Here is a 13,852-nt window from a genome sequence, read left to right as displayed (position 1 = left end):
ATGGCTCTAGAAATGAAAGTGCCTTCACCGGGCGAGTCGATTACAGAAGTAGAAATAGCAGAATGGCTAGTTGCCACTGGCGATTGGGTTGAAAAAGACCAAGCAATTGCCGAGGTGGATAGCGATAAAGCAACACTTGAATTACCGGCCGAGGCTAGTGGTATCATTACCTTAAAAGCTGAAGAAGGTGACGCAGTTGCTGTAGGTGCTGTAGTCTGTCTAATTGATACCGAGGCTGCAAATCCTAATGGCGGATCTCAAGATGTTGAGAACGCTCCATCTAGTATGGGTGGTGGCGATGAAGGAGGAAACAATGGCGACGTTGCAACGGAAATGAAAAAGGATGCGCCGGCTGATAAGTCTGCAAACTCTGAAAAAGCTCCGCAACCTGCACAAGCTAAAGAAACTTATGCTAGCGGTACGGCAAGTCCTGCTGCAAAAAAGATTCTAGATGAAAAAGGTGTAGATGCAAAGTCTGTTTCTGGAACTGGTCGCGATGGTCGTATAACTAAAGACGATGCTGTAAACGCAAAACCATCTATGGGAACACCAGGAGCTGGATCACGTGGTGAATCTCGTACTAAGCTTTCTATGTTACGTAGAAAAGTTGCAGAACGTCTGGTAAGTGTTAAGAACGACACAGCGATGTTGACTACTTTTAATGAGGTAGACATGAAGCCTATCTTTGACTTACGTAAAGAGTACAAAGAAGACTTTAAAGCAAAGCATGGTGTGGGATTAGGATTTATGTCCTTCTTCACTAAAGCGGTTACTAGAGCGCTAGAAATGTATCCTGCTGTTAATTCTATGATTGACGGTAAAGAGATGGTTTCTTTTGATTATAAAGATATTTCTATTGCTGTATCAGGTCCTAAAGGATTAATGGTACCGGTAATAAGAAATGCAGAGAACTTATCTTTTAGAGGTGTAGAAGCTGAGGTAAAAAGATTAGCATTAAGAGCTCGTGATGGAGACATCACAGTAGACGAAATGACTGGCGGTACCTTTACCATTACTAATGGTGGAGTCTTCGGTAGTATGATGAGTACACCTATTATTAATCCACCTCAGAGTGCGATTCTAGGAATGCATAATATTATCGAGCGTCCAGTAGTCGTAGATGGAAATATTGTTGCAAGACCGATGATGTATCTAGCCGTTTCTTATGATCACCGTATCATTGATGGTAAAGAATCTGTAGGTTTCTTAGTAGCAATTAAAGAAGCACTAGAAGATCCTATCAACATCTTAATGGATGGAGACGTTAAGAAGGCGTTGGAAATGTAAAAATTTCCTAATTATAATTTATAAAGCCCAAAGGTTTTTAAAAACCTTTGGGCTTTATTGTAAACGGAAGAAAAAAATCCTCTATAAAAACACAGTTTTTATAGAGGATTTTCATGTTATGAAAGTAGCTTTTAAAATTTAAAAGGATATTCCTGATACTTATTATGATATAGAGATTTAATAATTCTTAATAGTTGCTCTTCCTTACTCAAATATGCTGTGTCTATTAATTGACCATCTGATAATTGATCAATTTCATCCCTTAGAGCGATAGAATTAGATTTAAATAAGAATCCTTTGTACTCTATCAACCATGTGATTTTTCCTAAAGAAGTCTCCCAATCTGAATTACTAATAGAAATCTCAACACCATTTTTGTTTTTTAATCTTAATACATCAGTGATACTAGATGTAGAGATTGTGAAAAATTTTGGGTTTATAAAGATATCATTCATTTCCTTCGAGTTTAGGTTGTTAATGTCTGAAGATAAGCTTTTTACGTTGCTGTACACTTCACAACGATTTTCTTTGTTAAATTGAAATCTATCATAATATTTGGAAAACATTATCTCGAAATCATCTTCAATACAATCAAATTCCTTCATAAAATTTGACAGTTCTTTTTTAGTTATACCAAATTCCTTAAAAGTCAATTGGTGATTTATATTTTGCACAGTCATCTTGGTAATATGTAAGACCTGATTCAAAAATAGTTTCTTAGGTATAAAGTTTTCAATGGAATTGTTTGAGGGTACTAGGTTAAAATTGACACCCGATAGGTCGTACTGATAAGAAATCATGCTATAATGAAAGCAGCCTGCTGATATTTTTTCTAAGAATACTTCATTTGGCTTAAAATTTTGAAGTTCTCTAAGTAAAGATGTTGTATCAAATTCAGATAATACAATTGTAGATGTATCGAGCTCGAAATAACCATCATCAGCATTACCAGTTATCAATTTATCTTCATAAACAAAAAGGTTATGGTAAGTGTTCTCGTTAATTATATTCCATTTCTCATCATTACTTTGCTTTAAAATTCCTAATTCATAATTATAGGCATAATTACTACCTTCAAATTCTACAACTTCTGAGAACTCAGGTAGGTCCATTTGACCCAACGACAATTGAGTCAAAAACAAAAATGATATGAGAATATAAAATCGCAATAAATTTAAATTTTACTCACCTACCACACCAGCACTCACATTTGCCTCACGATTAATCTTCTTAATCATTCCCTGCAATGCTCTTCCTGGTCCAACTTCTATAAATTCAGTAGCACCATCGGCAATCATATTTTGAACAGATTGTGTCCATTTTACAGGACCAGTAAGTTGATAAATAAGATTTGTTTTAATCTCATCTACTGCTGTTGTTCCTAGCGTAGTTACGTTTTGATATACAGGACATGAAGGAGCTTCAAACTCGGTAGCTTCTATAGCTGCCGCTAGTTCTTCACGTGCCGGTTCCATTAATGGAGAATGGAATGCTCCACCTACTGGTAGCATTAAGGCGCGTTTTGCACCTTTTTCTTTTAAAGCTTCGCAAGCTTCTTCTACCGCTTTAGTAGCGCCAGATATTACAAGTTGTCCTGGACAGTTATAGTTAGCTGCAACGACAACACCATCTATGCTTTTACATACATCTTCTACTACTGCATCGTCTAAACCTAAAATTGCTGCCATGGTACTCGATTGATGTTCGCACGCGGCTTGCATCGCAAGAGCACGTTTAGAAACAATCTTTAATCCATCTTCAAAACTTAGGGTACCTACTGCAGTAAGTGCGCTTAATTCACCCAGTGAATGACCTGCCACCATTTCTGGTTGGAAAGAGTTACCCATCATTTTTGCAAGAATTACAGAATGTAAAAAGATAGCAGGTTGGGTCACTTTGGTTTCCTTTAATTCCTCAGCAGTTCCTTCAAACATGATTTTTGAAATTTCAAAACCTAGGATTTCATCTGCTTTATTAAAAAGTGCTTTTGCTTCTGGAAATTGATCATATAAGTCTTTACCCATTCCTGTGAATTGAGCTCCTTGACCTGGAAAAACGTATGCTTTCATATTGTAGTTGTTAATTGCAGTGGCAAATTTAATGAAAAGTAGTTACTAGGTTTATTGATTTCAATATTGCCATTAATCTTAAAATCAAAGCCTTGATTATTGTTGATTAGTTTTAAAATTTATATGCGCTCCCAAGTTTCAAAGTCAAAAGCATATTCATGCTTATCATCTGCTGGATGATGCTCTGTGCGTATAAGCTTCCACTGTTTTTCATCAAACTCTGGAAAATAGGTGTCCACATCAAAACTACCGTGGACTCTAGTTAATTCAATACGGTCAGCTACTTCAAGCCCTAGTTTATAAATTTCGCCACCACCTATTATAAAAGGTTCTTCATCACTAGAGGCAGCAGCTAGTGCCGTAGATAAATCATGTACTACGATTCCACCATCAGTTTTAAAATTAGCATCTCTAGTTAATATGATATGAGTGCGATTAGGTAGCGGTTTAGGGAAACTTTCAAAGGTTTTGCGACCCATTATAATGTGATGACCAGTAGTAAGAGATTTAAAACGTTTAAAGTCATCTGGCAAGTGCCATACTAGATCGCCGTCTTTACCTAACTCGTTGTTTGCTCCAGCAGCAGCTATCATGGTAATAACACGTTTTTTAGAAACAGGTGTATTTATAATTTTGGTTTCCGGTAAAGGATTTGATTTAGTTACTTTTTCTTCTATTTGAGCGATGCGATCCTTTTGTTTTTGAACCAACCTTTCATACTGACGTTTTTCCCATCCTGGTCCTAGTAGTCTATTGGTAATAAATACCTTAAAAGCATGATAGATTAAAATAAGCAGCCACACAAATAAGACCCAAACCCACCATTCTACATTAAGAATACGCAAGGGCTCTTGTTGCATTAATACCTGACTGATGATAATCAAACCTACTGCGCCCACTAGAAAAACAACAAAATGTGTAAATAAACCGCGCTTTTCTTTAATGCGACGCTGTGCATTTTCAATCATTTCCTTTTGAACTGGATCAATCGCAGGTGTTTCTTTTTTCTTTCTACCGAACATATGACGTACTTTTATATTCAAATTTAAGCAGTTCTAGCTCTTTTCAATCTTTACAAATGCATAAAATAAGATCTCAGTATCCCATTCTTGAAAAATACACCTATCTCAATACGGCAAACCATGGCTTGATTTCTCAAGAATTAATGGACTATAGAATCAATGAGATGGAAAAAATGCGAGATCAGGCTAGTTTATACACAAATACTAGAAACGATTTTATAGATGAAGTGAGGACAGCTATAGCGCAATTTGTAGATGCGACGATAGAGAATACTGCTGTGATTCCTAATTTTTCTACAGGCTTCAACACGCTGATAGAAGGTATTGATAAGCAATCTACATTTTTATTGCTAGATGGTGATTATCCATCTGTAAACTGGCCAGTGGAGACTCGTGGTTTTAATTGTTTTTATGCGACTATCAACGAGAACCTTGAATCAAATATTCTTGAAGCTTGCGAAATGCATCAACCTGATTTTTTCTGCTTTTCTGTCGTTCAATATATTTCTGGAATTAAAATTGACTTAGAATTTGTAAAGCAGCTTAAAGATCAGTTCCCAGAGATGGTAATCATAGGTGATTTAACTCAATACATAGGGACTGAGCGATTCCGCTTTCGCGAAAGCGGACTAGATATCATCCTAGCAAGTTGTTATAAATGGTTAAATGCTGGTGATGGAAATGCGTTTATTTGTGTTAAAGAACGGGTTAAAGAGCTTATTAAGCCTAATAGGATAGGTTACCGTAGTACTAAAAATGTAATAAATGCAATACCTGAGTTCATAGGCAGATTTGAACCTGGGCATCAAGATATGATCGCTTTTGGTAGTTTGAAACTAGCGCTGGAAGTCGCGTTAAAAATAGGTCTAGATAAAATACAAACTGAACTGCAACACTGGTCTGAAATAGCTAAGGCCGAATTTGAAAGTCGAGATTTATTAGATGAGGCCATAGTAAAGAGAAAACAACATTCTACCATTTTTAATATTAAAGGAAGTCATGATTTATATAATAAGCTCTTAGATCATGGCGTTGTCACCTCATTAAGAGGTAATGGAATAAGAGTTAGTTTCTCTTATTTTAATAACGATAAAGACCTTGCTAGACTACTGGAAGTATTAGATTTGTAATACAACGATTACCACAATATGCAACATACGTATATATTATTCTTCTTTTTATGCTCTGTTATGGGATATTCTCAAAATCCTAATGATTGTACAGACGCCATATTATTATGTGGTGATACTAGTTTTGGTATCAGTCCTTCTGGGATAGGAGTTAATGAATTTGCGCAAGCTGGTAATCCTGTGCCTACTTGTTTCTCATTTCAGACTAATCAAGCTTGGTTTAGAGTAGAGATACAAACAACGGGTACTTTTAGTTTTGCATTAACACCAGATACGGCACAAGCAGATTATGACTTTGCAGTTTTTGGACCTGTAGTGGATTGTGATAATTTAGGCGCAGCTATACGTTGTTCCAGTACAAATCCGCGTGATGCAGGTGTGACTGGTGAAACAGGTTTAAATAGTGTAGAAACTGATTTTATTGAAGGTCCTGGTGCAAATGGTAATGGTTTTTTACAAGAACTTACCGTTAATGCTGGCGAAGTATATTATGTGATTGTTGCACTTGCAGTAGGTACTGGTGGTTTTAGTATCAGTACTGGCGGTACTGCAGACTTGCCACCTGCGCCAGTAGCAAATCCTCTAATGGATTTGGAAGTTTGCGATAATGCTGGTGCACAAGATGGTTTTAGAGAATTTGATTTTAGTTCATTAAACTCTGATGTGTTATTAGGTCAGACCAATACCACAGTGACTTATCACGAATCACTAAACGATGCAAACATAGGTATCAATGCAATCACTTTCCCATATACTAATATTACAAATCCGCAGGATATATATGTAAGAGTTATTAGAAACGATTCTGATTGTACTGACTTTACAGATTTTACCATATTAGTCGATGATCCTAATATCGATACGGATATAGATCCATTTATTATTTGTTCAGATAATGCTACAGAACCATTTGATTATAATACGGTCATTGATTCTATATTACCCAATGCTAGTAGCTTTAATGTGACTTATCATTTAACGCAAATGGATGCGCAAGATGGTCTAAATGCTCAAGGCTCTATGTTTACTGCAACTACAACTGAAGAATTTTACTTTATTAGGGTTGTTGATCCTACTGGTTTATCTTGTGATTATGTTTTAAATACATCAATATTTGTCGCAAATCCACCAGCAATTGCGATTCCCGTAGATTTATTTCTATGTGATGATGATTTTGATGGTTTTTTGAATGTTGCATTAACAGATCAAAATAATGAGATCTTAAATGGATTAGATCCATTATTGCATCAAGTGACCTTTTATGAGAGTGCAGCAGATAGAACCGCTGGACAGAACGCGCTAAACAGTAGTTTTACTACGACACAAAATCCGCAACGCATTTATGTGAGAGTAACAGAAACGAGTACCACTTGTTTTAGTGATGTTGATTATCAAATTACGATAAGGCCTAGACCTGTTTTACAAAGTCAGGACGATATTATAGTATGTGTTGATGCTGTGGTACCTACCACCATTAGTGTCGCTGCCGGATTTGATTTTTATGAATGGAATACTGGTGAAATGGGCGCAACGACTAATAGTATTGATATCAATCAACCAGGTGATTATACCGTTACAGTGACTAATAACTTTGGGTGTGAGAGTTCTTTAACCATTACAGCATTACCATCTGACGTTGCAACTATAGATGATATTATCACCCAAGACTTCAGAAGTGGCGATAACACAGCACAATTCATTGTTTCTGGACCTGGTGATTATGAATTTTCAGTTGACAATGGTCCTTTTCAGGATTCTAATTTCTTCAATGGTCTTTATAAAGGCTTTCACACCGTTAGAATAAGAGATAAGAACGGATGTGGAACGATTACCGAAGAGTTTGCTGTACTAGATTATCAGCGATTTTTCACACCTAATGGAGATGGTTTTCATGATTACTGGACGCTCGATGGATTAACAGATTATCCAGATGCTATTATTTTCATATATGATAGATATGGAAAGTTATTACATCAAATGGCTCCAGATGGTATCGGTTGGGATGGAACTTTTATAAATGCTCCCATGCCTTCAAGTACTTATTGGTTTACGCTTAAGATTGAAGGTAAGCCATTGGTAAAAGGATACTTTGCTTTAAAGAGATAATTATCTTAGTTCCGCTTTCGCGAAAGCGAGTTATAAAAACCCTTCAGGTATCCATATTCAATATAATACAAGGCATCTAATTTTTTTTATCTAGACCTCTTCTTATCGCATTTTAATCATAATAAAGATAAAGCTATCATCAACTATGGTATGCAAATTGTTTATAATATTGAGCTATCACTAGTAATCAATGTTTTAACCAATGTGATATCTCTGTAAGATTAAATGTAGTCCAATATCGCATAAAATATACATTAAAACGTTGATAATTGTATTTTATCGATTATTTTTTGTTCTCGTATTTTCAAATTACCTAGTAATCAATTTATTAGTGAAGTTTGATATGTACAGTTTTAGAATTGAATTATGAAAACTAAAAAATTAATGCTCAAATTTATTTTTACACTTATGATTATGACGCTGGCGAGTGTTTATAGTCATGCACAAGTAGGGATTGATACTGATGTGCCTATGGCGGCTCTAGATATATCTTCTACTGACTCTGGATTGTTAGTGCCTCGTATTGCTCTAACAGACTTAAATACTGCTTCTCCTGTTACTAACCCTAATGGAGCTAGTCTAGTAGATGGAACAATGATATGGAATACAGGTACAGCTGGAGTTCCTTTAACAGGATTTTACTTCTGGCAGGATAGTAAATGGAATCTAGTCGTAAGTGATAATCAACCACAGGTGTATTTTGGTAAGTTGTTAATCACAGCTGCAGGAACTATTGTTATAGAGGATCTGCCTTTTCAACCTAGTGCTATAGAATTTACTGCTGTTAATAGAATTCAAGGTTTTAATGATGGTGGTTACAGATCAGCTTCAAATAATTCAAATGACATCAGAATGGCTGGTGGTCAAACTATGGGATATGCACAAGATTATGGTACAGGTATAGATCAACAGGTAATCTCTAATGGAGCAAATGGTTCTAGTATTAACAATATAGGTACTTATTCTTCAGACAGTCATTGTATAGCTGCTTATTTTGTAAATAATAATGGTGAGCCTATTCATGATAATGGATCGCCTACTGGAGGTACTGATGATCAAGGTGGATTAATATCTGCTTCATTAGTAAACTTTACTGATGATGGATTTACATTAAACGTAGATAATTTTCTAGCTGGATCGACTACAAATGATAGAACTAATCAAATCGTCGTGATTTTTAAGGCATATAGATAATTAAGTATAGAATTGATTTTTTATCATAATCGCGGTCTTATTTACGCGGTTTAGACACCTAGTATAGTTTTTGTAGTGGTGGATTGTCCAATACTTAAGGTTGTGGAGACTAGCTTCGCAAAAAAAAGTCATGATTTTGATTTATCGCGTTTGCCTTATTGCATTACTCTTCGGTTTACAGTTTGCACAAGCACAACAATTCCCTTTAGATTTTGAGGGAAATCAATTTCCGTTTACAGGATTTTCTGGCTCTTCTTTTTCTTTTAGAACAGATCCATTACAGTCCTCAAACCACGTAGGTCAATTTTTCAATGATGGTAATCAGTCCAATCAGGGCTTTTTTAGAGATCTTTCTACTGCAGTAGATTTGAATGTAGATCAGAATGTGACTTTGAGATTTTATGCGTTTGATCCTAACGCCCATAGTATCTTATTAAAGTTAGAAAATGGAAATCAACCAGATGTAGAGGTGTTAGGTCAGTCCAATGGAGCTGCAAACAACTGGCTAGATATTAATTTTGACTTTTCTAGCGCTATTGAGAGCGCTTCTGGTAATATGATCTCTGCTATAGGACAATACAGTCGGGTAACGATTTTCATTGATTATGGGTCTAATATACCAGGTACTTATCTCATAGACCAAATTAATAATGGTGCTGTTGTTGTCACTCCTAACCCGATAGATGTGGTGTATACAGATTTAGTGTGGTTTGATGAGTTTGATAATGCTGGAGCCAATAATCCCATAGACGCTACAAAATGGTTTCATCAAACCTTATTGCCTAATGGCAATAGTTGGTTTAATGGTGAGCAACAGCATTATACTAATAGGATTGATAATTCTTTTGTAGAAAACGGATTTTTGAACATCGTTGCAAAACGAGAGAATTTTACAGATCAAGGACAGACCAAACAATATACCAGTGCTAGACTTAATTCAAAATTTGCATTCACATATGGAAGAGTAGATGTGAGAGCAAAATTACCCTTTGGCGATGGGACATGGCCTGCGATATGGACTCTAGGTAAAAATATTAATGAAAATGGCGGTTACTGGGATAGTACTCATGGGACAACTAACTGGCCTTTATGCGGTGAGATAGATATTATGGAGCATGGATTAGGTGCTGTTAATCATGTATCTAGTGCTTTACATACTAATTGCGGAGGATGTTCTGGAAATACAATGAATTTTCAGTCAACAACGTTACCGGATGTTGCTAATGATTTTCATATATACTCTATGAACTGGTCGCCACAGCAAATCACTTTCTTGATAGACGATGTACCTTTTTACACTTATAATCCTGTAGTAAAAGATGTAAACACCTATCCGTTTTATGAAGATCAATATTTGTTATTAAACATTGCGATGGGCGGCGTTGCAGGCACTATAGATCCTAGCTTTTCACAAAGTAGTATGGTCATAGATTATGTGCGTGTCTATCAAAATACCTTAAGTCTTACAGATGCAGATACTATTAACGCAACGGTTTATCCTAATCCATCTAGCGAGTTAGTTTCTATTGCGAGCACGACGACCATAGATGGTATCGAGCTATACACGATGCTGGGACAGCGAGTTATTGAAAAGACTAGCGAATGCCATACACTAGACGTTTCTAATTACGATAACGGAATGTATGTTTTAAAAATTCATTCAGGCAATCAGGTTCAAACTGAACGATTAGTGGTCTCGCATTAATGATTAATTAATGCGCCTCTAACCAATTCTGTCCAATTCCAACTTCCACATCTAGTGGAACGGTCATTTTATAAGCATTTTGCATTTCATCTTGAATCAGTTTTTTCATATTTTCTAACTCGTCATTATGAATATCAAAAACAAGTTCATCATGTACTTGAAGCAACATTTTAGACTTGCAATTCATTTCTTCAAACTTTTTGTGAATGTTAATCATTGCAATCTTGATAATGTCTGCAGCACTTCCTTGAATAGGTGCGTTAACAGCATTACGCTCTGCTGCGCCTCTTACGACTGCGTTAGAGCTATTAATATCTTTTAAGTAACGACGTCTACCTAAAACTGTTTCTACATAACCATTCTCACGAGCAAAATCTACTTGATCTTGCATATATGCTTTTAGTTTAGGATAAGTAGTATAATAGGTGTCAATCAACTCTTTTGCTTCGCCACGAGATAAGTCGGTTTGATTACTTAACCCAAAGGCACTTACTCCATAGATGATTCCAAAGTTCACTGTCTTGGCATTACTACGTTGTTCTCTTGTCACATCTTCTAGAGCAACATTAAAAACTTTTGCAGCTGTAGAAGCATGAATATCTTCACCGCTTTGGAATGCAGCAATCATATTTTCCTCTTCACTTAACGCAGCAATAATACGTAGTTCTATTTGAGAGTAATCGGCAGCTACAAGTGTATAATTTTCATCTCTTGGTATAAATGCCTTACGTACTTGACGACCACGCTCAGTACGAATAGGAATGTTTTGTAAGTTAGGATCTGTAGAACTTAAACGGCCAGTTGCCGCAACAGTTTGCATATAGTTCGTGTGAATGCGTTGTGTTTTGGCATCTACCTGACTAGGTAGAGCATCAACATAAGTAGATTTCAATTTACTCAAGCCACGATAATCGAGCACATTTTGAATAATTGCATGATCTTTTGCGAGGTAACTTAGGACATCTTCAGCCGTTGAATATTGCCCAGTTTTGGTTTTTTTAGGTTTGTCAACAAGCTTGAGTTTTTCAAAAAGAATAATACCTAGTTGTTTAGGAGAACCTATATTGAATTCTTCTCCTGCGACCTCATAAATGTCTTTTTCTAGTTGAGCGATATCTGTTTCTAAATCACCAGATAGTGAGCTCAAAAAATCTTCATCTAGATTAATCCCTTCTATTTCCATCGCTGCGAGTACATCGAGTAATGGCATTTCTATATCCTTAAACAACTTGTCCGTTCCTGCACTAGCTAGTTCTGGTGTGAAATGTTCTTTGAGTTGTAAAGTAACATCGGCATCCTCAACCGCATATTCTTTTTGTTTTTCCAGATCCACATCACGCATAGAAAGTTGGTTCTTTCCTTTTTTACCTATTAGTTCAACTATAGATTGTGGTGTGTAATTTAAATACGTTTCGGCCAGTACGTCCATGTTATGACGCATATCAGGATTTATAAGATAATGAGCTAGCATGGTATCGAACATAGGTCCTTTAACATCTACGCCATATTTATCCAGTACTTTAATATCATATTTTAAGTTTTGACCTACTTTCTCAATGGATGTACACTCAAAGAATGGTTTTAATTGATCGACAATAGCCTGTGCAGCGTGTCGATCTTCAGGAATCGGTAAGTAAAATCCTTTTCCTTTTTCCCAAGAAAATGCGATTCCTACTAATTCTGCGGTAAGTGAATCTAGTCCTGTTGTTTCTGTATCAAAACAAACACTTGATTGTTGCATCAACGATTGTAAGAACAATTTAGTTCCCATTCCTTCTTGAACGAGTTGGTACAAATGATCGCTAGTGGCTAGTGTTTTACGACCGGTAGATTCAGACTCTGATGCTGTGCCAGAACCTGGAGCATCAAATAAAGAGAACTGACCAGCTCCTGCAGAGGAATTTGAAACAGATTTTGAACTAACATTTGATTTCGTTTCCGGCAATTCTTTAGAAAATATCTTCGCCAAGGTTTCTTTTGCACGACGGAATTCCAGTTCGTCAAAAATCTCATGAACAGCTTCTACATTAGGATCGTCTAACTCATAATTTTTTGCATTAAAAGTGACTGGACAATCTAGTCTTATGGTCGCTAGTTTTTTAGAAAGCAATCCCAACTCTGCATTGGCGATAACTTTTTCTTTCATCTTACCTTTCAGTTGATCAGTATTAGCAAGAAGCCCTTCCATAGAGCCGTAAGCGGCTATGAATTTTTTCGCAGTTTTGTCTCCTACACCAGGTAATCCAGGGATGTTATCACTAGCATCTCCCATCATTCCCAGATAATCGATCACTTGTTCTGGTCGCTCTACTTCAAATCTTTTTTGTACCTCAGGAATTCCCCATATTTCTATTCCATTACCCATTCGGGCAGGTTTGTACATGAATATATTTTCAGAAACTAATTGAGCATAATCCTTATCTGGTGTTACCATATAAGTAGTAAAGCCTTCTTTTTCGGCTTGCTTTGCTAGTGTTCCTATTAAATCATCTGCCTCGATTCCTTCTACGACTTCAATAGGAATGTGCATGGCTTTTAAAATACGCATGATATAAGGCACCGCTATTTTAATTGCCTCAGGCGTTTCATCTCGATTTGCCTTGTAGTCTTCATACATCTCCACACGATCTGCACTTCCACCTTTGTCAAATGCAACGGCCAGATATTCTGGTTTCTCCCGTCTTATAACATCAAAAAGCGAATTTGTAAAACCCATAATCGCACTAGTGTCCATACCAGCACTGTTAATTCTAGGGTTTTTAATAAGTGCATAATAACCTCTAAATATTAAGGCATAAGCGTCTAGGAGAAATAATCTTTTATCGTTAGAACCGTCGTTAGTCATCTTCAAATTTTATGAGTGCTAAAGATAAAAAACGAACCTAGGAAAATAGGAATTCAAAACAGCATTTATGACTTTTTATGCACAAGACTTAACCCTTTTAAATAGGAATAGTTAGGCAGGTGTTTCGCTTTCGCGAAAGCGGGAAAACAATAATCGTTTGGTAGTTTTCAGTTAGTTATGATTATTGAATGGATGAGTAGAGAAAATTTTAATATTGCAACGAAATATCCAGAGGTAAACAATATTATGAAACTAGTTATTCAAAGGAATGGGCAAGAGAGTATAAGTTTTTTGAATCTTTTGAGTTCTCTATCTTATCACGATGAGAAAATAAGTCTAAATGAGATGAGTGAAATTTTAAATGATCAAGACGAAAGTGAAATTTTTATTTATGAAGTCAACAATTTAGAAAAAATTGATGAAATAAAAAACATGCTTAATTTTTATAGTGTAAAATTTTCGGTGGTAGATTGAGTGTTATTGGTCTAAAGGCT

General features: G+C 36.0%; 10 protein-coding genes. 6 read left to right on the top strand and 4 right to left on the bottom strand.

The genetic code is table 11. The features are described from left to right. Nucleotides 1-1,287, top strand: a complete 1,287-nt coding sequence (gene odhB / locus R1T42_RS10535; RefSeq protein WP_042249774.1) for a 2-oxoglutarate dehydrogenase complex dihydrolipoyllysine-residue succinyltransferase — start codon at nt 1-3, stop codon at nt 1,285-1,287. A gap of 131 nt (nt 1,288-1,418) precedes the next feature. Here the strand turns inward: odhB and R1T42_RS10530 are convergent, their stop codons facing one another. The 3 genes from R1T42_RS10530 to R1T42_RS10520 all read right to left on the bottom strand — a co-directional run bounded on the left by R1T42_RS10530 (nt 1,419) and on the right by R1T42_RS10520 (nt 4,399). Further along, nucleotides 1,419-2,423 carry a hypothetical protein gene (locus tag R1T42_RS10530; protein WP_317290303.1) on the bottom strand — a complete coding sequence of 335 codons (1,005 nt, stop codon included), beginning with the start codon at nt 2,421-2,423 and terminating at the stop codon, nt 1,419-1,421. 45 nt (nt 2,424-2,468) lie between these two features. Next, complete coding sequence (gene fabD / locus R1T42_RS10525; RefSeq protein ID WP_317290302.1) at nt 2,469-3,356, bottom strand: ACP S-malonyltransferase; 888 nt, start codon at nt 3,354-3,356, stop codon at nt 2,469-2,471. Between the two features lie 119 nt (nt 3,357-3,475). Continuing rightward, nucleotides 3,476-4,399 (bottom strand): dihydrofolate reductase, encoded by a 924-nt coding sequence (locus tag R1T42_RS10520; protein ID WP_317290301.1) that lies wholly within the window; start codon nt 4,397-4,399, stop codon nt 3,476-3,478. Between the two features lie 35 nt (nt 4,400-4,434). Here R1T42_RS10520 and R1T42_RS10515 point away from each other — a divergent pair, with 35 nt between their 5' ends. From R1T42_RS10515 to R1T42_RS10500, 4 genes are all read left to right on the top strand, one after another. After that, nucleotides 4,435-5,508 (top strand): aminotransferase class V-fold PLP-dependent enzyme, encoded by a 1,074-nt coding sequence (locus tag R1T42_RS10515; RefSeq protein ID WP_317290300.1) that lies wholly within the window; start codon nt 4,435-4,437, stop codon nt 5,506-5,508. Nucleotides 5,509-5,526: 18 nt separating this feature from the next. Further along, nucleotides 5,527-7,614: a T9SS type B sorting domain-containing protein gene (locus tag R1T42_RS10510; RefSeq protein ID WP_317290299.1), complete on the top strand. Its 2,088-nt coding sequence runs from the start codon at nt 5,527-5,529 to the stop codon at nt 7,612-7,614. A 366-nt stretch (nt 7,615-7,980) separates the two neighbouring features. Beyond that, the gene (locus R1T42_RS10505; RefSeq protein ID WP_317290298.1) at nt 7,981-8,808 is read left to right on the top strand and encodes a hypothetical protein; all 828 of its coding nucleotides are present in this window, start codon (nt 7,981-7,983) and stop codon (nt 8,806-8,808) included. A gap of 130 nt (nt 8,809-8,938) precedes the next feature. Beyond that, nucleotides 8,939-10,513, top strand: coding sequence for a family 16 glycosylhydrolase (locus tag R1T42_RS10500; RefSeq protein ID WP_317290297.1), 1,575 nt, complete (start codon nt 8,939-8,941; stop codon nt 10,511-10,513). Between the two features lie 7 nt (nt 10,514-10,520). Here the strand turns inward: R1T42_RS10500 and polA are convergent, their stop codons facing one another. Further along, nucleotides 10,521-13,358: a DNA polymerase I gene (polA, locus tag R1T42_RS10495; RefSeq protein WP_317290296.1), complete on the bottom strand. Its 2,838-nt coding sequence runs from the start codon at nt 13,356-13,358 to the stop codon at nt 10,521-10,523. Between the two features lie 192 nt (nt 13,359-13,550). Here polA and R1T42_RS10490 point away from each other — a divergent pair, with 192 nt between their 5' ends. Next, nucleotides 13,551-13,832: a hypothetical protein gene (locus R1T42_RS10490; protein WP_317290295.1), complete on the top strand. Its 282-nt coding sequence runs from the start codon at nt 13,551-13,553 to the stop codon at nt 13,830-13,832. Nucleotides 13,833-13,852: the final 20 nt, after the last annotated feature.

The organism is Nonlabens ulvanivorans, assembly GCF_032922765.1.
GTDB classification, from domain to species: Bacteria; Bacteroidota; Bacteroidia; order Flavobacteriales; family Flavobacteriaceae; genus Nonlabens; species Nonlabens ulvanivorans.
The sequence above is the reverse complement of the archived record's forward strand: the minus strand, read 5'-3'. Positions and strand labels throughout refer to the sequence as shown.

Coding starts and splice junctions, on each gene's coding strand:
- odhB (WP_042249774.1), top strand. CDS start 1: ATGGCTCTAGAAATGAAAGTGCCTTCACCGGGCGAGTCGATTACAGAA.
- fabD (WP_317290302.1), bottom strand. CDS start 3,356: ATGAAAGCATACGTTTTTCCAGGTCAAGGAGCTCAATTCACAGGAATG.
- R1T42_RS10515 (WP_317290300.1), top strand. CDS start 4,435: ATGCATAAAATAAGATCTCAGTATCCCATTCTTGAAAAATACACCTAT.
- R1T42_RS10510 (WP_317290299.1), top strand. CDS start 5,527: ATGCAACATACGTATATATTATTCTTCTTTTTATGCTCTGTTATGGGA.
- R1T42_RS10505 (WP_317290298.1), top strand. CDS start 7,981: ATGAAAACTAAAAAATTAATGCTCAAATTTATTTTTACACTTATGATT.
- R1T42_RS10500 (WP_317290297.1), top strand. CDS start 8,939: ATGATTTTGATTTATCGCGTTTGCCTTATTGCATTACTCTTCGGTTTA.
- polA (WP_317290296.1), bottom strand. CDS start 13,358: ATGACTAACGACGGTTCTAACGATAAAAGATTATTTCTCCTAGACGCT.
- R1T42_RS10490 (WP_317290295.1), top strand. CDS start 13,551: ATGAGTAGAGAAAATTTTAATATTGCAACGAAATATCCAGAGGTAAAC.